We start from the raw sequence: 22,432 nt of genomic DNA, 5'->3' as shown, positions 1-22,432 counted from the left end.
GCAGAAAATTTATTGTTCAATAGATAGTAATTTTCCATTCAGATCTTGCGAAGGTATAAAATGAACGATGGTCTCGCGAAACGATTATTTGAGTTAGGTGCGAAAGTTCGGAATCCATCACTATTCCAACTTTATGACGAGCTTAAAGACACTGAATGGCTGAATCGGCAGCAGTTACAAGACTTACAGACTGAAAAGGCTCGAAAGTTCCTCTGTTTCGCGGGTGAAAGCTCACCTTTTTATAGAAAGTTGTTTGGCGAGGTGGGGTTTAAGCCCAATGAGTATAGCGGTGTTAGTGACCTGTTTTGTATTCCAGAATTAGATAAGCTATCCCTCATTGAAAATAATGCTTCGATCCATTCTGACAATATTTTTGAAAAGGTTAGGTTGGCGGAAACGTCTGGCACTTCGGGGCAGTCATTAAGTTTCAACCGGTCTGAGAGGTGGGATTCGCTGAATCGAGCTGCAATGATGCGCTCATATGACTGGTATGGCGTAAAGCCTTGGGATAGGAATGGGTATCTATGGGGCTATAACATATCGCGGAAGCAAAATCGGAAAGTTAAACTTCTTGATATGCTCCAAAATCGCTTTCGACTTTTTGGCTACTCCTCGGACGAGATAGACGCTTTTGCGCGGAAGCTTTGTGGCGCGAGCTTTCTAAATGGTTATTCTTCGATGGTTTATGAGGTTGCTAGATTAATCAACGAAAAAGGAATCGATGTTCCGGCTTTGAAGTTGGTTAAAGGAACGTCAGAAATGATTATGGATATTCATCATGTCGAGAGCATCAAGGCTTTTGGGTGTCGAGTTACTAGCGAGTACGGTGCTGCAGAAGCTGGTTTAATCGCTTTTGAATGCCCATATGGTGGACTCCATATCAATGTCGAGAATGTTATAGTGGAACAAAATTCTGAGGGTGAAATTCTTATAACTAATCTCGAGTCCCAGTCTTTTCCTATAATCAGATATAATCTTGGAGATATAGTATCGTTAAGTGAAAAATTTTGTTCGTGCGGGAGAGCCCACCCTTTGGTAAGCGAGATTCAGGGAAGAAAGGGTAATAACGTCCATGGATTAAATAAAAAATATCCTGCTCTTACGTTTTATTATGTGTTTAAGAATATAGCTCTTGAACATGAGATTTTGGTGAACTACAAAGTGGTTCAAAAGGAGATTGGCAAGGTTATTATTTCAATTGAGGGCGAACTTTCTTCAATCACCATCGATAGAGTTCAGGAACAGCTTGATCAATACTTTGGATTAGATGTCGAGTGTGATTTAGTTTTCGTTAAAAAGTTCGAGATTACACAAAAGAAAAGTCAATATTTTGAATCAAATTTGTGAGTAATTTTTCTTTTTGGTACGGCACTCGGCAATTCCCCCGAAAACCACTGCTCTTTGTCGGGGGGTAATCATTCGGCCAGATTTAAAATTTTAATAGCACCACTAATATAATATTATTTTATTGATAACTCTGAAGGCGAATTTGGGGCCAGATAGGTTGAGAGTAACGAGGAAGTCGAGAGTTTGAAATCGTCAATCAGAAATTCTGTATCTACGGGATATACGGCGTTAGCCCAGCCCATTAAGTACCCTGAGGTAAAGCCTTTAACGCTCGAACTAAGCTTGATCGGCTGGTCCTTAAAGTCGTGGGTTTTAGTGTAAGCAATATCTCCTTCCCACTTCCGCCACACCTCCATTACTCCATCGCTTGCGCCAGGCGTACTTTCACTGTCCGCATGAATTATTAAATGCATCCATTTTCCGCGGTCTCCGGGGACGCTTATAAATGGAACCTTACCTTTATCACCACCACCTGCAATCTTAGCAAAGAAATAGGATCCCCCATTTCCATTACCCCTGAATGACATACCTAGTGTTGTCCCATCTCCTTTGTTGCCGTAACCGTCCATCCAGAGCCGGAAAAGCTTTTGATTGTCGCTAGCCCCTTTAACTTTCGGGTGTGTATAATTTGTTGGGACCCTTAGCCAAAAGCTCATCCAGATTTCCGGTTGAGGTTCATCGAAGACGAACCGCTGTTCTGTCCAACTTCTCCCTGCATTATAACGCAACATCATGGCATGATCGCCAGTTTTTGCTTCCCATCGACTTGTTTTAGGGGCTGGTCGGGTGACCGGAGAAGTAACAAAAACTTCGGTATCTGCAGTAACTATAGAAGTTGTCATTGTGTCCAACCACTTGAATCCATATGCACTTGTTGTGTACAAATCTCCGGATTCGAAAGAGTCAGATACAATCATGTCGCCGTTGGCGAAGGTGCAGAGTGTGAACAGCCCCGCAGCAGTAAGAGCAACTTTAAATTTATTCATATAATTCCTCAGCATGGGGACATCATTCCTCGAAGCCTAGCTTGGAAGCGCACATTTGTATCCTGAATATGGGTGTTTTTTAGTTACCAACCGTTAATAAGGGGCTGGATTTTGTGATGATCGCTTAGGAGATACGGCCGCAGCACTGTCGAATTGTAAGTCCCGACTTTAGAAAGTGGTCGAATCATGGCTGCGAAGGGGAAGTGGGTCACAACTTGTCTATAAAAAGATATACTGTTTCTAGGCGTGTTCGCTTACCCAGTAGAATTCTGCCAACTTGAGCGCTGAGCTTCCAGTTCTTTTTTTGATTTTTTGAAAGGGCAGCCGCAACTGAACACTAAACTCCTCTCAATGGAAGTTTTAGGAATGGCCGTACTCATGTCAAGCTACCACACCCTACCATCGATATTTCAAGATGGAACGTTAAGTACATACGGTTTGGTATTGCGTCAGTTTCGATATGGAACAGCTTTTAATCAAACGCTCGCTAGCTTGGAAGTGGCAAAATCGATCTTTTACTGGATCAAAGTAGGCGCTTGAGGATATCGTGACAGCCGCACTGCGGGATACGGAGCACTGCAAACAGTTGCTTGATGGCCAGCCCTTTAACCGCGTTGGAAATAGGCTTGAATAACTTTACGAGATTTTTCACTGTTCTCAAAAAAGCAATGGTAAAAAAAGCATTTCCGCTTTTCATAGTGAAAGCTTCAGCAAAAATAGCACCACGACGTTGAGCATGATTGGTACAGCTGGTAATCCACGGACGCTACTCACAACCAAACAATCCATGAGGCAGAATTACGCGTTTCTTAATTGGTCTTTCGGTCAATCCGAGTTGATGAGTGCCAGAGCGGTGCTTCCTTTGCGGGCGGTCTCATTGTGCCTAAGACAAGCACGACTCCTCGATACTTGCGCAAGAATTATGCGATGAACATGCTATTGTGTTCTTTTTACTACTTGAGCGTCGCAGCTAACAGTTCTATTAAAAAGCGCTTGAGAGTGAGTGGCAGGGTTTTCAAAGACATGGTTGGGATTTCGGAAACTTACATTGTTCAAAAAACAGGGACATTGCAGCAGGTTAACTTGATCGCTTCGAACGAATATACGGAAGCGACCGAAATTAAAATACTCAATTTTCTTAAAGATCACGTCGGAGGAGCAATGCAGATAAGGTTTGAGTATTTGAATCGTAAATCTCGGAAAAAGACCGGCAAATTCAAATTTTGAAAACAAAGCTATGAGCGAGTCTATGTCAGACGAATTATTGCCATATGTTTCAATTGTTATTCCCGTGTTCAATGAAGAACGCTACTTGCTTTCCTGCCTCACGTCACTGATGTTGTTGAGTTATCCGAAAGACCGTCACGAAATTCTACTGATTGATAATGGCTCTACGGATCGAACTCTTGAAATAGCACGGAGGTTCAGTGAAGTCTCTATCCATGTTAAAGAGGATGTGAAAGTAGGTGCTGTTCGCAATTACGGAGTTCAGAAAGCAAAAGGCAGCGTCGTTGTGTTTTTGGATTCTGACTGTGTGGTCTGCCAGGACTGGCTGACCGACGGCGTGGGGAAGTTAACTGCAAATCCAGACAGCGTAATAGGGGGGCAATATCTATTGCGTGACAACCCTTCTTGGCTGGAAAAATATTGGATATTGACATCCCGAGGCCGGACAATAACGGAAATTTCGCTGGTGGGAGGATGTATCTTTACACCCAAAGAGATTTTCCAGAATATTGGAGGATTCGATGAATACTTGAACGCAGGTGAGGACAGCGACCTAGCCGTACGGCTAAAAAAAGAACACATTAATGTTGAAATTGACCCATCTCTCAGCGTCGTTCATCTTGGTAATCCCTCAAATGTAATGCCTTTTATAGGAAGGCAGTTGTGGCACTCATCTGACTACATCAATGGGTTACCACATTCGTTACGAGACAAGACGTTCCTGTTAACCCTGGCGTTCATGGCCGGGATGACCGGTTTGCTGGGATCATTAATATTTTTACCTGCAGCTAAATCGACTCTTATTATTTCCGCTTTTCTTGTATTTGCCTGCCCGGGTGTATTAAGTGTCAAACGTATCAGGAGATCCGGGGTCAATGATAAGCGACTTTTCGACTACGTCTCGATATATCTCGTAGACTGGCTGTATTTAATTGGCAGGACACTGGGGGTCTTGTCCGGCATAAAAAATCGCCTTAGTTTTAGATCTAACGCTAAAGTTAGAAGGCGTTAACACGTCTAGTTGTAGTGGTGCATTCAACCGGTCCATTAATTTCTGGCCTCGGCTTGGACAACTGCCCAAGATTGTACAAGCTGATGCCCTCCAACACTGGTAGTGTTGAATCTGGAGACGATAGACCTCTTCGGGAAGCTGCCGTACAGTATGTTAACCGGAAGCGATTCGCAGTGAGGTTAATCATCGGGTTGTGAAACTTAGGCCCCAGCTATGAAAAAATCCGTACAATGCTGAATACCGAATACTGGGCCGGATGGCGGAAAGCATGAATGGATTGTGGGTTAGCTACCAGAGAGGCATAGTTTGCGAAGTAGATATAGCCTAATTAGTCGCGGGTCTGTACAAGCCAGGCATAAAAATAAATAACTACGGTTCGCCGAAGCGAAAGTTCCTTGATCGTATGGTCTCTGCTATAAAAAATTGCTTGGCTATTTATGGTAAAAATAGATTTAGCCTTTGCTCAGCTTAAACTGAAGCTGAAACAGGGTGTAGGCGGCTAGGCGACGTAGACGTAGGCCGTAAAGGTTTGAAGTCTTCGATTACTTCGCTTGTTCTTCGTGAGATTAAATGGCTAAGAAAAATAGTGAGGATCACAGGCAATTCAGAAACTGCGAAATACTCTGCTCTTCAACCTTTTCCCATTCTAAAGAGACGGGTTTGGGGCTAGGAGTTGATCTTGCAATGGACATCTTGTTTAAATTTACGTGGAATTAATATGGTTTTATTTTCAGTTGTAATACCTTCCTATAACCGGTCTGACATGACAGTTGACGCCGTAAATTCGGTTCTTGCTCAAACCTTGCAAGATTTTGAAATTATTGTCGTTGATGATGGTTCAACGGACAATACCTCAACGGTGTTGAGTGAGTTTGGCGACCTGATTACGTATCACAAACAAGTCAATTCCGGCGTAGCCTTTGCTCGTAATCAAGGCGTTGCGTTGTCAACGGGTCGTTACATCTGTTACCTGGATAGCGATGACATCTGGCACACTGAGAAGCTTGCAATGTACAAAGATGCGCTAGATACGAGTCCCGAAATCGCGTTCCTTTTCTCTGATTTCCACAAGCATGACATTACGCTTCCAGAGCCCTACACCCTGTCAAACTCCGATATGTTTCCCTATATCTATAATTTGGCGAGAAATCAGGAAGGTAAACTCTTTACCATCGAAGGAGAGGATCTGCTGAGGCTTCTATTTAATGGCTATCCGCTTTACCCCTCGACCTTTGCGATACGTCGCGACGTACATGATCACTTCAGATGGGACCCGGGCATCTTGAAATCCGAAGATTTTAACTTCGTGCTCAAAGTTTCAAGAAAATATGACTTCGCTTATCTCAGTCAGAGTTTGACGACAGTGCGTGTTCACGATTCAAATAAGTCGGCCGATTTTCTGACAAAAAACCACGTCAATTTGTTTAGCATGAAGTTGTACAGGGATTTGTATGTGAAGAAAGATGTCCGTTCGCTGTGCAATTTTTATATTTCACAAAAGCAGTTTGGGATGGGGAAAAGTTACTTACAACATGGCCTCTTAAAACTTGGCGTTTCACACATCTTCCAGTCTTTGCTTTACCGAGAAAACTGGAAGCGTTTGATAAAACGTGTGTTTGCAAAGCCTTCGGAGGAACAACAGCGTGTTGAGTAAATCAGGTGTATTGGCTGTAGGCAACTTTGATTCTAATACTGGCTATGCCTGGAGGTTGATGGAGCGACTTTGGTGTGAATTGTCGGATTTTTACGAACACAGAAATTATCAAACCTACGTGGTTTTCCCATCCGTTTCTGAAATTCCGGAGTGCTTGATTGAGCATAGCTGCATCGTGGAACAGGAGGATTTTACGTCCAGATCTTTCCGCTCGGTAATGCACCAGGCGAGCTACATCAGAAGAAACTCGATTAAGGCAGTCTACCTGACCGATCAGGAAACAAAATCTTTTCGATTTTTAATTTACAGGCTGTGTGGCGTTCGGGAAATCATTGTCCACGACCATACTCCCGGCGTGCGGACTCGCCCGGGTGCGATCAAGAGGGTGCTTAAGATGATGGCCAATAGGCTGCCTTTTTTCTCGTGCACTGCTTGCTTCGCGGTAAGCCCTTACGTTAAGCAACGTCTAATCGAAGTTAATGGAGTGCCTTCGTCCAAGGTATATTGCGTAACCAACGGAATAGACGTTTCCGGTCTAAAGCGGAGCGCAAGGGAAGAGGGCGATGTTGTCAGGATTGTGACGGTTGCCAGGGCCTCTTACTATAAAGGCATTGATTTCGCGCTTCGGGTTATCCGATTCTTGGTTTTTGAGCGAGGGTGTCGCAATATTCGGTATGAGTTGTTTGGAGATGGGCCAGATCTGGATACCTTTAAAAAGCTGGCAGCAGAACTTGAAATTGAGCCTTACGTAGAGTTTTGTGGTGCGGTGAATAACGTGGCCGAAAGGCTGGCAGCATGCGATATCGCATTCCATCCCTCCAAGGGGGAGGCAATGTCTTTGGCGATACTAGAATATATGCGGGCGGGCCTGCCGGTTGTTGCGTCGAATAATCCTTCAGTTTGCTCAACGCTGAAGCATAGTCATGACTCTTTCATCTATCAGGAAGGTGATGTGGAAAGCGCGGTAAATGCATTGTTCGGGCTGATCAATTCCTCAGTGCGCCGAAACGAGCTTGGCGAATGTGGTCAGAGAAGAGTACAAAAAGAGTTTTCTACGGAAGCTATGCTATCTCAGTATAGGCACGCACTATTAGATGCAGTTGGTTAAAGAGTGGGAGATGGGTAAGCAAGCGCCGATAAAGCTCCTCTTTCGAAAAATTTAGCTGAAACTGTTGGTGTCTTATACTAAACTTTGGCCATTAACTTGAATCAAGAATTTTGGATGGATAAATGGATCAAAACACTGTGAAGAAACGAAAATACATATTCATGTATCCGGATATAGCCAGACCTACAATTGAAGAGATTTCAAAAGGTCGTGTGCCTAGAGAGCGACTAGCCGGCCTTTATCAATTGAAGGAGCAAGGTTGGGATGTTGATATTTCGGACTCTCGCTGGGAGGGAAAATTATCTCCTATGCGGCGCCGATTTAAGCGCTATTTCACAATACCCAGCGTAAGGATGTTTAAAGATTGGTGGCCCGCCGACGTGATTGTGATTAAGGATGACTTCTCTCTATTTTTAACTCTATCAGCAAGAATTCTCAGGAAGGAAATAGTATATCTGGATTCGATGTTTGCTCTTCCGAAAAGTAAAATTCGGAGGTTCTTGCTAAAAATCAATCTAATTTTTTCGAATAAAATTATTTGTTTCTCCGAAACACAAGCAAATTTATGGGCTAGGGAATTTGATGTTGCTCGTTCCAAGTTTTTAGTATCGCATTATTGTGTCGATGTAGAATTTTATATGAACAACCGATCGACTAAAAATATTAGAAAAGACCAAATTATCGCAATAGGCCGTGATATAGGTCGTGATTTTTATACCCTAATTTCCGCGGTAAATGAAAAAGACATTCCTTTAATTATAGTGACGTTACCCTACCTTTTATCTAAAATAGATGTGGTCCCAAAAAATGTTTCAATTAAGGAAAGATTATCGTATGACGAACTATTTGAAATTTATTCACAATCGTCAATATCTGTTGTTTCCCTTAAGGATTTTATGACCTATCCATCGGGCATCAGAGCGGTAATGGAAGCTATGCTGCAAGGCGTCCCAGTAATCGCAACTCGCACTCCTGTCCTTGAGGAATATTTTTCGCATGGAGAAGATATCTTGTTTGTCGAAGCCGGTTCGGCGAAAGATTTATCTGATAAAATTGACCTTTTGATTGAGAATAATAAATTTTCAATAATGTTATCAAAAAATGCGACAAAAAAAATTGAGAGTGATTTTTCATTGGAAAATTATGTTTTGGATCTGAGTAATTATTTGGCTAAAAAATAACGATGCAAAAATGAAGATTAGTGGTGTAAGTGGTGTTCTTTAGAATATTATCTATTTTATTGTAAATTTCTGGTCGTCTGTTGCTCCCTACTTAGTCGCGAATTCTAAAAAAGAGATAGTTTATTTAGGGGCAGTACATAAATTCTCAACGTGGGAAAAAATAATGTACAAGGATAATCAGTTGACGAATCTAAGGATTGGTGAACTTAAAAGTAATATCGATGAAATCTTGCTTCCGATATTAAAAGGTTATGATCGGGTCGCTATATTTGATTTTCCAAACTATGCGAATGTCGGTGATAGTGCGATTTGGTTAGGCCAAGAATCCTTCCTCGCTGAGCATGACATTTTTATCCTACATGTTGATGATTGCTATCATGGGGCTCGCGGGTATCCGAAGTTACCGTCAGATGTGGCAGTTTTAATCAATGGAGGCGGGAATTTTGGTGATATCTACCCGCGTCATCAGAAACTAAGAGAGTTGTTGATAAGCCAATATCCAAACCATAGAATAATTCAACTTCCCCAGTCAATTCACTTTCAACGTGAATCAGAAGAATTGCGTTGTGCTGACTCACTAAAATTACATTCTGATTTTCATTTAATTGTTAGGGATGAAGCTAGTTTTAATATAGCGAAGCGAATTCATAGTGGTCATTCCTATCTTTGTCCAGATATGGCGTTTTATTTAAAGAAAACGCCTCGCATGAGTCAACAAGATTTTCATATATTGGGCTTGCTCCGTACGGATTGTGAGCAGAAATATGAACATGATGAGGCAGATCAGGATTCGTTTTTTTGTGACTGGGTACAAGAAAATCGTAATATTTTTCGGGTAGTTAATTGGGCGTCTAGATTCGATCGAAGGCTCTTAGGTGGTACTAGCAGTAGGTTTAGAAAGCTTATATACAGTTGGGCGGCTAATCTTAGATTACGGCGTGGTTGCTTATTGTTGTCGTCTGGTCAGGTTGTGATTACTGACAGGCTCCATGCCCATGTGCTTTGTACCATTATGGGAATTCCCCACGTGGTACTAGATAACACATATGGAAAGATCGGAAACTTTCGAGCTGCTTGGAGTACGGGTAGTGATGGTTTTTGTATTGCGGCCCAATCGTTTTCTGAAGCGCGTGAGTTGGCTTTGAAATTTAAGTAAGCGGGAGCCTTGAAATTTATGTTTTTTAGACTTTGTGATCAATATATTTTTGCCACTAAGTCAATAAATTAAAATTTTACAAACGTAAAATTTCTACCACGGATAAATTTAATCTATAGGTTGTTTGGCTATGAAGATCTATGTGATCAATCTCCCTTGTTCAAGCAGGCGTCTCCGGAAAATGAAACAGCGCTTGAGTTCCTTTGATCTTAAATACGAGGTAATTCAGGCGATCTCTGCGGCCGATATAGAGCCGGGAATTGTAGAAAAAATTAATAATTCTGATCCGCGGGGGGGGGCTTTAAAGCCTGGCGAAGTTGCTTGTGCCCGTAGTCATTCAAAAGCGTTAAGAAAGATGTTAGACGACGAAGAAGAAGTTGGTATAATTATTGAAGATGATGTTGTTTTTGATAGTAAATTTTGTAAAATAGTAAAATCTATATCTGCGAGCAATTTAGAAAATGGTCCCTTACTTTTGTGTGCCCTCTTTTTCAGACCAACTAAAATAACAAAGAGTGATTATATATATGAGGGAAGCTACCATTACTTGGTAGATCAAATTGAAAACGTATGGGGGACGATGGCATACGCGATTAAAAGGATGGATGCGGAACGAATGTCTGTCGAAATGTTTAGCACTCGATGCCGTGCAGATGACTGGGAGCATTATATTAATGAAGGCATAATTGATAATATCACGCTATGTTTTCCGTTTCCTGTCCGTCATGAAGAGCTGAACAGCGACATTGCAAAATTTTCTAAATTTTCAAATATACTTTCGATTTCCGGATTCTCGAAGTTTATTCATAAGTACAGAATTTTTCCCTTTTTTCAAATATCGATTATTAAACGTCAGGCTAGAGCTGAAAAGCGCCACTCTAATAATCTGATCGTTAAAAATGGTGAGCAGAGGAAAATCTATCAGCTTAAGTAAAATTATATGATAAAAATTTACAAAGTGACATAAATAAAAATGACTGTTGAGTAATTTATTTCAGATTTTAGAGTAATTAAATTTACGTTTGATTATATATAGTTATAATTCTGAAAATCGATTTTTAATTGATTTGAATTCTATAAATTAGGTATTAATGATCGAGGTTTTCATGCTGCGATATATAGAGACTGCGAGGTAGGTCGAAAAAATCGTAAACGCCTATAAATCAGCACCTACACTTTAGCTCGCAGATAGCACATACTCGGCGGTTATCTTCTACTGACTAATATAGTATTCGCGGGTAAATACGTTCCATTTTGGGAGGAAGGTAAAAAGTTTGAACTCGACCTGGCGAATTATTTTGGTGACTTCAATTATGCCGACTGGGATATTATTTATAACTTGGGGACCCAAGGGTAATTGAAGACCACTGCGAGCTTCCGAATCCGAATTTAATTGAAACTCGTGAGTTTTTATTTTTATCAAAACGTGTAAGAGATGAATTATACAGGTTAGAGTTTTCCTAATGAAGTGAAAAAATATATTGACTTGTTATGCGAAATATCTTACAAAACTCAGAGTAATCCATAAATTTAGGGGTTTGTGCGAAGAAAGTGAATTTTCATTTTATCGATTATCATCATTGCGTATCGACTCCTTACATCTATATATTAAAGGATTGTTAGTCGCTTTATTTTAGGAGATTTCTGAATGTATTGGTTGTTACAGCAAGCCAAACGTTTCATTAAAAATTATTTGGGCAACGAAATATTTATTGCTAAGCATTTCAAAAAAACTTTTGGAAGACCGATCAATCTTCTTAGACCTCAAACGTTTAACGAGAAGATTCAGGTTCTGAAGCTCTATGACAAAAACCCTCTGATGACTGAGCTAGTTGATAAGTTTCGTGTGAGAGAGTACATAGAATGTATCGGTTATGGCGATATATTGAATGAACTATTCCAAGAATGTGAAAGCCCCGAGGATATTGATTTCGATGCATTGCCGGAAAAATTTGTAATTAAGTGTAACCATTCATGGAATACAAATATTATTTGTGAGGATAAGTTAGCGCTTGATCAGCATAGCGCTAAGAATAAACTCGGAAATTGGCTACGCTATAATCATTACTTAACGTTTCGAGAGTGGGCATATAGAGACATAAAGCCGAAGATTATAATAGAGCGTCATTTGGCCGGTGAGCTGCGAGATTTTAAGATTTTTTGTTTTAATGGCGCTCCGCAGTTTGTCCAGGTTGATTCTGAACGTTTCGGACACCACACATTGGATGTCTATGACATGGAGTGGAACAGGCTCGATATGGGGAAGGGCAATCAAAAGGTCAGCGCAACGTCAGTAAAACGTTCAGCTCATTTAGAGAAAATGGAGAAGATTGCCCGTGATATATCCGCGAACTTTATTTTTTGCCGTGTAGACTTTCTTGCGACAGCCGATAATTTTTATTTTGGTGAAGCGACATTCTATCCAGGTGGAGGTTTTTCTCCCTTTCAGCCAGAACGTTTTGACTATATTTTTGGTGAGCACTTGAATTTGACTAGTTTAAAAAAACCTGGTGATTTGGTTTTTAAACAGTTTTTTTTGACTATTCTCGGTCGAGCTGGCTTTATTTAATGATGAATTGCAAGTATGTTGTTAAGCGCTAAATTTAAGAGTCAAGAAGGTAGATTTAATAATCGTACAAGTTTGTTATCATTTCTTTCTCTTAGCCTAAAATATCAGATAAATTTTCATTGCCGTTTTTGTCAGAGCTAGCCCTGCTATACACTTCATTGATTAGCCTATTTGATGGCGGTTCGCGAATACACAAATAAAATATTGCTGCACACAGTTATATTGTGCTTACCGTCATGTTGTGCTCGATTTTTTATCTAATGTGCTAGTCATCATAGATAGAAATTTTTCGTTTTTGGCTAGCAAGTTAGTGTATGTATCAAGGTCTTTAATTTCTCCGCTCTCCATCAAAATTATTTTATCGGACATTTTGATAGCCGCAGGTCGGTGAGATATTATCAATATAATTAGATCGTTTTTCAGGGAGTTCAGGGTTTTCATTAATTTGAATTCAGATTCTATATCGAGGGCGCTGGTAGGTTCGTCTAGGACAAGCAGATCTGTTTGTTTATATAGCGCCCTCGCGATGCCAATTCGTTGCCGCTGTCCGCCGCTTAAGAGTTTTCCGTCTTGCCCGAGATTTGAATAGATGCCGTTTTGGAGACTGTTGACAAACTCATTAGCGTTGGCTAATGCAAGAGCGTGCTTGACTCGATCCAAATCAATTTCATCCGCTGGCACGCCGAAGGCGACGTTATTCAATACGTTGTCATCCAGAATAAAAATTGTCTGCGCTACGTATCCTACCTTCTTACGGAAAGACGCGAGATCCGCGTTGGTGATAACTTTACCGTTGACAATCAGCTGTCCGGAATGCAATTCAAGCAATCCCAGTATGACATCTGCCAACGTGGATTTCCCCGATCCTGAATGGCCGACAAGTGAATAGATTTGGCCTTTGTTTAAGATTAGGTTGGCGTTATGAACTGCGGGGGCGCTGTCTTTGGCATAAAAGAAATTGGCCTCATATAGTTGAACTTGGTTGATAACCATTGGCTTAGTTGGAGTGAGGACATCGGAGGGTTCAGTAGTTCTAGGTCCCAATCTGTTTTTGATTAGACTAGCAACAGAACCATGCCCGCTCAGGCTTGAAAGGGATTTGTAGATTTGTTGCATCGTGGGTAATAGTTTATAGCCTGCGAGTGCGTAAATACTCAGGATGGGAACAACTGAGCGAAAATCATTTTGTGTCATGAGTAGAACTAAAGCAAGAACCAGGATTGCCCCGAAAGAAAGTGATTCAATAACAAATTTGGGTAGATCGCCAGAAAGCGCAATAAACGCTTGGGACTTCAGGCCTCTGACATTTATAGTATTAAACCGATCAATATATCGGTTCTCGAGAGAGTCCAACTTTACGTCTTTAATACCAATAAAGGATTCTGACAAAATCCCCTGTACTTTATTGTTTCTCTCCGAGATGATCGCACCGTGGTGTGCTAGCTTCTTTCGTAATACAATATAGGTGATTAGATATGATCCTCCAATAATCCCACCGGCAATAAGAGCCAGTAGTGGATCGAGAACAAGTAATCCAATAAGAATAATAGCTACAATAAATAACTGACTTGTTAGAAGTAGAAATGGCTGAACAAGCATATAAACAAAACGAGGAACTTGCGTGGCAACTAGTGCAATTTTCTTATTGTAATTCTCGGTTTTGTGTAATAAGTAGTCTTTAAAAAGAGAATTTCTGTATACTCGTTGTTGAAGACTGCTGCCAAGTGACACAGAAAAGCGAAAGGTCAACCACAAAGTCATGGCTGCTACTGCATTTGACAAAAAAATTAATACCAGTGAGCCCAGTGCCGCTGCAATAACAAATTGGAGATCGGTGCCGAATCCAAATTTCAGATATACCCATGACAGCGCTGTATTGGTATGAATTATGTCTGGATTGGATAGAATAGATATAAATGGCCCGATGCTCGCTATGCCGATAACCTGAAAAAACGCAGAGAAGAGAAATGTAAATTGTAGAGCAATGTATTTCTTCCGAGCAGCGGAATCTAGAACAGAAAGAATGGTTTTTATAACGTCGAATATATACATGAATAAACTCTGATAAACCTGTTTTCGGCATCTCGACAAAATGATCAAGGAGTCGAGATGGTGCTTATATATTTTGGGTTAGGTGTTTCTTTTTCTGCGAGATAGTTTGGTAAAGTTCTTCATATGTTTGTACATTTTCACGTTTACCGAACGCTTTTATCACATGATTATGTCCGTTGGTAGCGAGCCTTTTTGCCATTTCTGGCTGACTTATGAGTTGTGTGAGCTTGTCGGTGTAGCCCTTTGAATCGTGGTTATCCACTAATAATCCGCAGTTTCCAAAGTCCAGCGCTTCCGGTATACCGCCTGCGTTGTGGGCAACCACGGGCACCTTTCGCAGTAACGCTTCCAGCAAGGTCATGGGTAAGCCTTCGTGATCAGAAGGCATTATCAAAGTGTCCATTGATGTCCATTCGGGTTCCATATTGTGAACAAAACCCTTGAAGTGAATGAATTGTGCCACGCCTTTGCTTTTAGCATATTGCTTCATGGTGTTAAGAAGCGGTCCATCCCCGCAGACGCTACCTTCAACGTCGAGATTGTGGTCGGTTCTGAGGCTAACTATAGTATCAACAAACAAGTCGACACGCTTTACCGGAACGCAACGGCCGACTAGAGCGATCCTGTAAAGGGCGTCAGGTTCGTTTCGCTCATCAGGTTGTTGGAGGGGAGTGGTGGGGATTCTATCGGTGTCTATGAAGTTCCGGATGACGACCGTTTTGTCCGGGTATCGGGGTTCCAACAGAGTTTTTAAGTGTTGTGACACAGCAACTACGGCGTCGTGACAAAACCGTGACAATGCACGATCCAGGACGTTAATTAGTTTTTTCTTCGGGGCTCGCCAGGTTGACTGCGACTCAGGGCTTCCATGTACCGTTAGAACAGAGTGTTTAACGCCGACCAGGTATTTCGATGCCGTGCCCAACATATTCTCTTTGAAGCCATGAGTATGAATAATGTCGGTGGGATGTTTCCGCAAGTGTTTGCAGATGGTTTTAATCTGGCCCAAAGGCGATAAAGCCGACTCATCCGCAAGGGTGACATCGATACCCAACGCGGTGAACTTGTCGAAAAGAACGCCAGTGTTGAAGACGACGACCGTCGGTTTGATCACGCCATTGGTTTGCAGCCCTGAAATAAGCTCAAATGCCTGTGCTTCGGCACCCGCCCAAATGTCCCCGGACACGATATGGGTCACCACAAGCTTTTTATCGGAATCGCTCGTTGCCACGTTATGGTTTCCCGAGCGTTGCTAAAAAGTTGAGAGGTGTGCTGCCATTGCCATCATGAAAGTTGAACCTGCGAAGGCCAAGCGGGTTTGAAAGGGCTTTGTTCCAGCCCCGCTCAGTGGTGCATGCGGCGGTGAAATGCTTCTGTACGAGCTGTTCACCGTTGCTGGTGATGTTGCCGTTCGGGTAACAAAAGATACTGACAGGCTTAAGCCCGAGCTCTTCCAGATCCTTGTGGCTGCCGGCAATTTCGTTTTCAAGATCTATCGGGTCCGCAAGGTGATTTAGCCGATAGTGGTGCCGAGTATGCGCTCCAAAAGTGACAAGCCCGCTTGTAAGCATGGTGTCCAGTTCGTGTTTATTCAGCAGGGGTCTGGCATTCGGGTTCGCTTGGATCAGGGCTGGAATAGAGTTGCGGCTTAGTTCCAGATGCACTTCGATAATGTGGTCGTCCAGTGCCTTTAGGCGGTTTATAACTGAGTCGGCCTGCAGGATTGTGTAGGGCGATGAAGAGCCCTTGTTTGCCGGCATATCGACGAGGTAAGGGCGTAGCCATTGCAGTGCCTCTTGATCAAGCTGATGGGCATGGTTGATCAGTAAATCCAGCACTTGTTCAGGCCAGAACTGCCAGGATGTGTTGATTCGCTTAGACACCAGGAATATTGTGGCGGGCACTCTGTGCTTTTTGAGCAACGGGAAAGCATATTCGTAATTGTCCTGCCAGCCATCGTCAAAAGTAACGGCGACCGCGAATCGGGGCAACATTTTGTTTTTGCGCTGGGAATCCAGCCACGTGTCCATTGAGACAAACTCGGCTCCTAGCCGTCGGAGCAGACCAAGATGCATGTCCAGAGATTCAGGAGTGGCTATCATGCCGGGTTGTTCAGTCTGCCGGAGGACGGATTGGCTAGGAAGGATGCGGTGGTAGGTCAGGATTACCAGTGCAGGTGAACGTTTAAGCTTTATTCTTAGTAAAGCGATTACAGCGAAAACGCCATTTCGAGCTCGTTTTAAAACCTGTTTCACCATCTGCACGATTACCAATCCTTCTTGATGCAAAAAATAATGATTTATGGGCCATTAGTGTCGGCGGTTTTCGACTCGGTTGTCCAATTAGCCCCATCTAAGCAGCTAATTTATTGAGCTAAAATTCTTGCCATTTTCAAGGTCCGAGCACCAAGTTGAACGGATTCTCTTGTTACAGTTATAAGGCTAATATATATAGAAAATTTTGATAGTTTTTTTAATTAATTTTTTAAAATAATATTTAAATTTGTATAGTATTTTAATTTTGTTTCTTATTCTACTTAAAATAGGCAACCTAAATCCAAGACCTTCCTTGATAACCGATTCGCAAGGGTTACATAAACCACATGGCTGATTTCTTATAGGGGTATGGCAGAACCACGTTTTTTCGATAGTATTTTCGAATCCTAATTTCTTATAAGCGCCCAACATATCAGTTTTGTACATGTCGAAAAGAGGGCTAGGATAATGAAATTTTCCGAAGACTCTATAAAGGTTTTGGTCTGAACCTTTTTTTTCTAATCTATAGTAAGATATTTCGCCATCAGTTTCCAAGTTCATTTTAGCATTGAATTTATCAAACAAATTGACTACTAAGCCTGAACCCGATATTGGCTTTTCAATGCTAAGTTCTAGATCCTCCATATTCTGTTCTTTGGCGAATCTTGATAGCCATTCATACTGCGAACCTATTGGTAATGATTTTTTTAGTTCTAAGTATGACTGTGTTATTTCATTATCAGGCTTTACTTCTGAAGTATTTTTTATGACAATCGGTAGTATCTTGCATTTAGTTTTCGGATTTTTTTCTATATCTGATGTTATCTCCTCTATAGCATTTAGTTCATTTTTTTCGCTATTTCGGTTGTCTGAAAGATAGTATGGCTGAATGATCACGTCTTTTTGGGATAGTTGAACCATTCGGAAACTAGAGTCATACCCGCCAGTCCACAATATGTTAACCATATGTTTCTTCTGCTCTAAGTCCATATGAATTCTCTAAATAACTTGTAGGTGCTGTTGAATGTGATGCAATTTCCGGTCGTTGCGAAAATAATGCGCTATTCGGATAATATATCGATTTGCTGTCAATGGCGCTCGGGTTTGTTTGCGCAATTGACCCTTTAACTGTTCTCACCGCTTTGAATTGTGGCGCGACGATGAGAACCCCTGAGTGTCAGTTATATCTTGGGCCAGACAGTGTCTGGGCCTTGCCACAAAGCGCCATCTGACGGGTTCAGGTAAAGACCACAAAATACAAAATTTTCTTAGCATGATTCGGATTATCGCGGATTTTAAGGTGTTCAGCCGATAACTTTTCATGCCCGTTGCGTTCCGGATCTGATACTCCTGCCATTATTTGCTAACGCTAATCGGGGCGATGCGTTGTTCTCGCGTTGAGCATCCAGCGAGGTATCCAGGGCAACAAATTCGGGTCCGAGCCGTTTGAGAAGGCTGATATGCATATCCAGCGCTTCCGGGGTGGCTATCATCCCGGGTTGTTCAGTGTGTCGGAGCGGTGACTGGCTTGGCAGTATGCGGTGGTAAGTCAGGATTACCAGAGATGGAGAGCTCTTGAACTTTATTCTGAGTAAAGCCAAGCACGCGAACAGGCTATTGCGAGCCTGTTTTAACATCTGTTTAACTAACTGCACGATTACCAATCCTCCCTGATGCAAATCACAGGCGGGCAAAGGGCCGCTGAGTTGCTCGCAGATTGTGCCATTTCAGGCATGCCCTGTCATTATACTTGGTTATAACGTTGGCCAAGTGCGAATGGCTAATCTATGGAATGTCTGTGTGTTATTATTTCGCCTCAAATTTGATCAGATGCAGGGATGATTCGGATGTTGGAAGCGGTGTTCTGGGTTGCGGTGTTCGGGTCTTTGTACAGCTATTTTATCTATCCGCTCATACTCATGGCGCTGCCAGCCAAAAGAGCGTTGCCAGCCCCCGGCGTCGGCCCGGTAGCGGCGGATATCGAAGCCGGTTCACCTTCGGTTTCGCTGATTATTACAGCGCACAATGAAGCTGGGCGCATCCGGCAAAAACTGGAAAACACCTTGGAGCTGGTTTATCCGAACCTGGAAATCATCGTGGCTTCTGACTGCTCGGCTGATGCAACCGATGATATTGTGCGGGAGTATCAGAACAAGGGCATTTTGTTGTCCCGAACCGACGAACGGCTGGGGAAGGAGAATGCCCAGAAGGATGCCATCGCTATGGCAACCGGAGACATCATTGTGTTCTCGGATGTGGCGACCAGTATTCCAGCGGACGCGATTGTTGCGTTGGTTAGATATTTTGAGAACCCCACGGTGGGTGCGATTTCCAGTGAGGATGTGTTTGTCAGCCGGGATGGTGGCGTAGTAGGCGAGGGCGCCTACGTGAAATATGAAATGTGGCTGCGCAAGCTGGAGTCGCTGCGGGGCGGCTTGGTAGGCCTTAGCGGGTCATTTTTTGCGGTGCGACACGAGTTGTGTGAGCGCTGGGATATTCACGCCCCCAGTGATTTCAATACCGCGCTGAATTGCGCGATGGAAGGTTATGTAGCCGTTTCCGCTCCAGACGTGCTGGGCCATTACCAGGACGTCGCAGACCCCGGCAAAGAGTACCAGCGCAAGCTGCGCACCGTTATTAGGGGCTGGACGGCGCTGGCCAGACACCCGGAAGTACTCAATCCTGCTAAATTCGGTTTGTTTGCCTGGCAAGTATTCAGCCATAAATTGATGCGCTGGGCCGTTCCCTGGTTTTTGCTCATCTTGTTCGTGGCTTCAATCATGCTGGCTGGCAGCGGCTGGGTATACAGCCTGGCGCTGTTGCTGCAGCTTGTTTTTTACGGGGTTGTTCTGGCGGCCCACTTTTCGCCCGATTTACGCGCCAAAGGCTATGTCAGGATTCCGTATTTTTTCGTGCAGGTGAACTACGCCATTGCCCATGCAACCTTGCAGTTTTTGGGAGGGCGCCGGATGACTGTCTGGTCGCCGTCCCAACGTTAGGGGTATAGGGTGAGCTTTTCCAAATTGCGGCCTGTGGGCAGCCGGGTGCCTTTGCCAACGGAAGGTTCCGCTGTTTTGCCTGCGCCCTGGGCCGAGCATTATGATTCGGTGTTTGTAAACAGCGGCACGGCTGCGCTTTCCCTGGCCGTAAAACTGTCCGTTAACCGCAAGCAAGCCCCGCACACTCCGGAAGTGATTCTTCCCGCTTACGGTTGCCCGGATCTTGTGGCCGCTGTGGTGGCTCAAGAGGCTCGGCCGGTGTTGGTTGATCTGGCAGAGGGCAGGCCCTGGATGAATTTGAAGGCCGTGGAAAACGCTGTAACTGAGAACACGGTAGGTATCATTGCAGCAGGGTTTTTGGGCATACCAGAACGCTTGTTTGCCCTTAGATGGATCGCAGATAAAAACGATGTGGCGTTGATCGAGGATTCGGCCCAGGTATTCCCGCCTTTTTCCTGCGGCAATGGGGTGGCCGACTATGTGATACTGAGTTTTGGTCGGGGCAAGCCAATAAACCTGATGGGTGGCGGTGCGCTTTTAATCCGTAAGGATCATGGGGAGCGGCTTGCTTTAGGGAGTGTGAGCGTTTTGGATGCGCCTCCTGAAGTTCGACTATCCGCGAGCGCAGCCTGGCGGGTCCGGCGTTGGCTGTTCAATTTACTGTTAACACCGCCTCTCTATGGGGCGATGGAGCGTATGCCGCTTCTTGGTATCGGGCAGACGGTGTTTCACCCGCTCGGCTCGATTGGACGCCAGTCACCTGTTGAGGGGCTGCTCGAGGCGGGTATTGAAGGGTTTAACAAGCGTCGGGACATTAGCGCAGCCTATTCGGAAGCCTTGGTGAACCTCACCGGGAAAGGTTGGGCCCCGTTGGCGGTGGAATGTTTCGCTGAGTCTGCTCGTGAAGGCCTGGTCGCCTCGTCACCGATATTGCTGCGTTATCCGCTGCTCGCGCCTTCTCGGCAGAGTCGAGACAAAGCGCTTCTTGAGCTTAATCGTGCCGGTATCGGCGCCAGCGCTTTCTACGGCCAGGCACTCCCAGCGATAGAGGGAGCTGGCGAATTTGTAACCGTTGCTGCTTCCTCATTTCCTTGCGCCTGTGATTTTGCGGATCGTCTTATCACCCTTCCAACTCACGAGGATGTTCGCAACGGAGACGTCGAGTCAGTTGCTGATATTTTGCTCGGGCGCTGCTATTGAAATCCACTGATTCACCCGGCAAATGGAATTACCTCACAAGCTGAGCGGATGTCATCGCCTGTTGAACCCGTTCTTTGGCCAGGTCGCAGCTTCTAAAATTGCACTTCATCTGGAACAGGATGAGCGCAAATTGTTTTTCTTGCGCCAGCAGCGCTGGAATTTGAAGCAATTTTGCTTCTTTGTAGCTCCAACTGCGCTGGGTTCCGGTCTGGAATCGTTGGCCAATGACTATTTCTTCACGGGTCATTATATTTCGATAGCGGCGAAGGCCAGGCTGAAATGTTTCCTGTAATTGCCACAGTGATGTGTCGAACATCAGAGGCAGGTAGGGCACCAGCTTTTCATCGGCCGTGATTTTCTGGCTTTGCGCCAGCAATACCCATAGATCGCCGGAGCGCCATGCTTGTTGGTTTAATGTATCCGGCAGCCCGAGTGCTATCGGCAGGTCGCCCGTGTTGGTTGGCTTGGCCCCGGATAATTCAAGTGCCCAGGGCGCGGCTGGGAGGCCAGGCCTTTGCATCATTGTGAGAGCGATCGGGCCGAGCGCAATTGCGATGACAACCGCGATGACACCGGTTTTGTTGAAGACAGACATCTTCGAAGGACGATTTTCGCCTGGCTTTCTTTTGTGAACCGGCGAGAAGTACAGTGCCGGTAAAATGAACACTGCGAACACGATCCATCCCATCATGTCGTGGTCGGAGATCATGTCGCTTTGCATATCGGTTTGATAGGCGACGGCCACCAGAATGGTTATGCGTACCCAGTTCGCAATAAGCCCAAGAACGGCCGCCACCAGCAAAGTAATCAGCCAGCCGCGCCAGCGATAGTCGTTAAGGATGGATGTCATCATCGCCAACATAATGGACATGGCCAAATAGCGATAGCCTGAGCACCCATCGGCGATGATAAGGCGGCCATAGGGCAGGGTGATGCTGTTGCCTTCAATGAAAGCGGTCATCCCGAACCAACCTACCAAGGTGCCTACAACGGCACTTGCGAGATCGACAAGGGCCGGCGCGATATCTGCCCAGATAGGCAGCGAAAGCGACAAAAGCAACGTGTAGGGCAGGAATGTCAGTGTTCGAGACAGGCCAAGCAACGCCCAGGCCGAGACGATTAGCCCGGTTGGTAGCATCAGATAGGTAAGGGTGTCGATTCGAACCAGTTCCAGCAGGCCCCAAATCAGCGTTGTGGCAATTAACAGCGCTGCGCCCGCAAGATGATAGGGCTTGAGCGGCGTTTGACGATTCTCATGAACAGGCGGGTGAACCAGCAACAGTCCTAAAAAGATAAAGGCAGTCGCAAGCGCGTGCGGCCCAGCCTGTTCGAAATCAAGTGATGCCTCAGCCAGCCTTATCCAGGTGGGATAAAAAATCAGCACTGAAATCGCTGTAACGACCAGATAAGGCCGGGATAGGGGCAGGTTGTCTAGTATCTTCCTTAACATTGTTTGTCCGCCGGACCGAGTATTGAGCGATAGGATACTGTGTATGTTGTTTACATAAAACTCAAATGCGAGGTAAAAAATCTGGCCTCACCTGCAGGGTGTCAGCATAATTTACATCCACTAGGTTCGGCACGGCTTTTTAAGTTCATTTTTAATAGTGAAGTGACCATAAACTTGGCTATTTCGATTTTTTTGTTCAGACCGGCCTCATAAAATAATCCGCTAACAAAGACATA

Annotated in this window: 16 protein-coding genes; 10 read left to right on the top strand and 6 right to left on the bottom strand. The window is 44.1% G+C overall.

The window, feature by feature from the left end; translation table 11 throughout:
• Nucleotides 1-60 precede the first annotated feature (60 nt).
• The gene (locus tag ENI00_RS10125) at nucleotides 61-1,347 is read left to right on the top strand and encodes a phenylacetate--CoA ligase family protein (RefSeq protein ID WP_304101688.1); all 1,287 of its coding nucleotides are present in this window, start codon (nucleotides 61-63) and stop codon (nucleotides 1,345-1,347) included.
• A 113-nt stretch (nucleotides 1,348-1,460) separates the two neighbouring features.
• Here ENI00_RS10125 and ENI00_RS10120 read toward each other — a convergent pair whose 3' ends face one another.
• Nucleotides 1,461-2,333 carry a hypothetical protein gene (locus ENI00_RS10120; RefSeq protein WP_304101687.1) on the bottom strand — a complete coding sequence of 291 codons (873 nt, stop codon included), beginning with the start codon at nucleotides 2,331-2,333 and terminating at the stop codon, nucleotides 1,461-1,463.
• Nucleotides 2,334-3,582: 1,249 nt separating this feature from the next.
• On the opposite strand from ENI00_RS10120, the gene ENI00_RS10115 reads away from it, so the two are divergent.
• From ENI00_RS10115 to ENI00_RS10085, 7 genes are all read left to right on the top strand, one after another.
• Entirely contained in the window at nucleotides 3,583-4,572 is a 990-nt protein-coding gene (locus ENI00_RS10115; RefSeq protein WP_304101686.1) for a glycosyltransferase, read from the top strand.
• A 718-nt stretch (nucleotides 4,573-5,290) separates the two neighbouring features.
• The gene (locus ENI00_RS10110) at nucleotides 5,291-6,226 is read left to right on the top strand and encodes a glycosyltransferase family 2 protein (RefSeq protein WP_304101698.1); all 936 of its coding nucleotides are present in this window, start codon (nucleotides 5,291-5,293) and stop codon (nucleotides 6,224-6,226) included.
• A complete protein-coding gene (locus tag ENI00_RS10105; RefSeq protein ID WP_304101685.1) occupies nucleotides 6,216-7,334 on the top strand; it encodes a glycosyltransferase in 1,119 nt (372 codons plus the stop codon). The genes ENI00_RS10110 and ENI00_RS10105 overlap by 11 nt, the downstream gene beginning before the upstream one ends.
• A gap of 122 nt (nucleotides 7,335-7,456) precedes the next feature.
• Nucleotides 7,457-8,515: a glycosyltransferase family 4 protein gene (locus ENI00_RS10100; RefSeq protein ID WP_304101684.1), complete on the top strand. Its 1,059-nt coding sequence runs from the start codon at nucleotides 7,457-7,459 to the stop codon at nucleotides 8,513-8,515.
• A gap of 163 nt (nucleotides 8,516-8,678) precedes the next feature.
• Entirely contained in the window at nucleotides 8,679-9,671 is a 993-nt protein-coding gene (locus tag ENI00_RS10095; protein WP_304101683.1) for a polysaccharide pyruvyl transferase family protein, read from the top strand.
• Nucleotides 9,672-9,801: 130 nt separating this feature from the next.
• The gene (locus ENI00_RS10090; protein WP_304101682.1) at nucleotides 9,802-10,605 is read left to right on the top strand and encodes a glycosyltransferase family 25 protein; all 804 of its coding nucleotides are present in this window, start codon (nucleotides 9,802-9,804) and stop codon (nucleotides 10,603-10,605) included.
• Nucleotides 10,606-11,319: 714 nt separating this feature from the next.
• Nucleotides 11,320-12,240 (top strand): ATP-grasp fold amidoligase family protein, encoded by a 921-nt coding sequence (locus tag ENI00_RS10085; RefSeq protein WP_304101681.1) that lies wholly within the window; start codon nucleotides 11,320-11,322, stop codon nucleotides 12,238-12,240.
• A 234-nt stretch (nucleotides 12,241-12,474) separates the two neighbouring features.
• Here ENI00_RS10085 and ENI00_RS10080 read toward each other — a convergent pair whose 3' ends face one another.
• The 4 genes from ENI00_RS10080 to ENI00_RS10065 all read right to left on the bottom strand — a co-directional run bounded on the left by ENI00_RS10080 (nucleotide 12,475) and on the right by ENI00_RS10065 (nucleotide 17,537).
• The gene (locus ENI00_RS10080; RefSeq protein WP_304101680.1) at nucleotides 12,475-14,292 is read right to left on the bottom strand and encodes an ATP-binding cassette domain-containing protein; all 1,818 of its coding nucleotides are present in this window, start codon (nucleotides 14,290-14,292) and stop codon (nucleotides 12,475-12,477) included.
• Nucleotides 14,293-14,356: 64 nt separating this feature from the next.
• Nucleotides 14,357-15,523: a glycosyltransferase family 4 protein gene (locus tag ENI00_RS10075; RefSeq protein ID WP_304101679.1), complete on the bottom strand. Its 1,167-nt coding sequence runs from the start codon at nucleotides 15,521-15,523 to the stop codon at nucleotides 14,357-14,359.
• Nucleotide 15,524: 1 nt separating this feature from the next.
• On the bottom strand, nucleotides 15,525-16,394 hold the full coding sequence (locus tag ENI00_RS10070) for a polysaccharide deacetylase family protein (RefSeq protein ID WP_304101678.1): 870 nt from the start codon (nucleotides 16,392-16,394) through the stop codon (nucleotides 15,525-15,527).
• Nucleotides 16,395-16,733: 339 nt separating this feature from the next.
• Nucleotides 16,734-17,537, bottom strand: a complete 804-nt coding sequence (locus ENI00_RS10065) for a 7-cyano-7-deazaguanine synthase (protein WP_304101677.1) — start codon at nucleotides 17,535-17,537, stop codon at nucleotides 16,734-16,736.
• Between the two features lie 857 nt (nucleotides 17,538-18,394).
• Between ENI00_RS10065 and ENI00_RS10060 the strand changes: the two genes are divergently transcribed.
• Both ENI00_RS10060 and ENI00_RS10055 read left to right on the top strand, forming a co-directional pair.
• The gene (locus ENI00_RS10060; protein ID WP_304101676.1) at nucleotides 18,395-19,546 is read left to right on the top strand and encodes a glycosyltransferase family 2 protein; all 1,152 of its coding nucleotides are present in this window, start codon (nucleotides 18,395-18,397) and stop codon (nucleotides 19,544-19,546) included.
• 9 nt (nucleotides 19,547-19,555) lie between these two features.
• Entirely contained in the window at nucleotides 19,556-20,746 is a 1,191-nt protein-coding gene (locus ENI00_RS10055; protein WP_304101675.1) for a DegT/DnrJ/EryC1/StrS family aminotransferase, read from the top strand.
• A gap of 28 nt (nucleotides 20,747-20,774) precedes the next feature.
• Here the strand turns inward: ENI00_RS10055 and ENI00_RS10050 are convergent, their stop codons facing one another.
• Nucleotides 20,775-22,196 (bottom strand): exosortase/archaeosortase family protein, encoded by a 1,422-nt coding sequence (locus ENI00_RS10050; protein WP_304101674.1) that lies wholly within the window; start codon nucleotides 22,194-22,196, stop codon nucleotides 20,775-20,777.
• Between the last annotated feature and the right edge of the window lie 236 nt (nucleotides 22,197-22,432).

It is taken from the genome of Marinobacter antarcticus (genome assembly GCF_011049865.1).
Taxonomy (GTDB): domain Bacteria; phylum Pseudomonadota; class Gammaproteobacteria; order Pseudomonadales; family Oleiphilaceae; genus Marinobacter; species Marinobacter antarcticus_A.
This window is presented reverse-complemented; position numbering and strand designations above follow the sequence as displayed.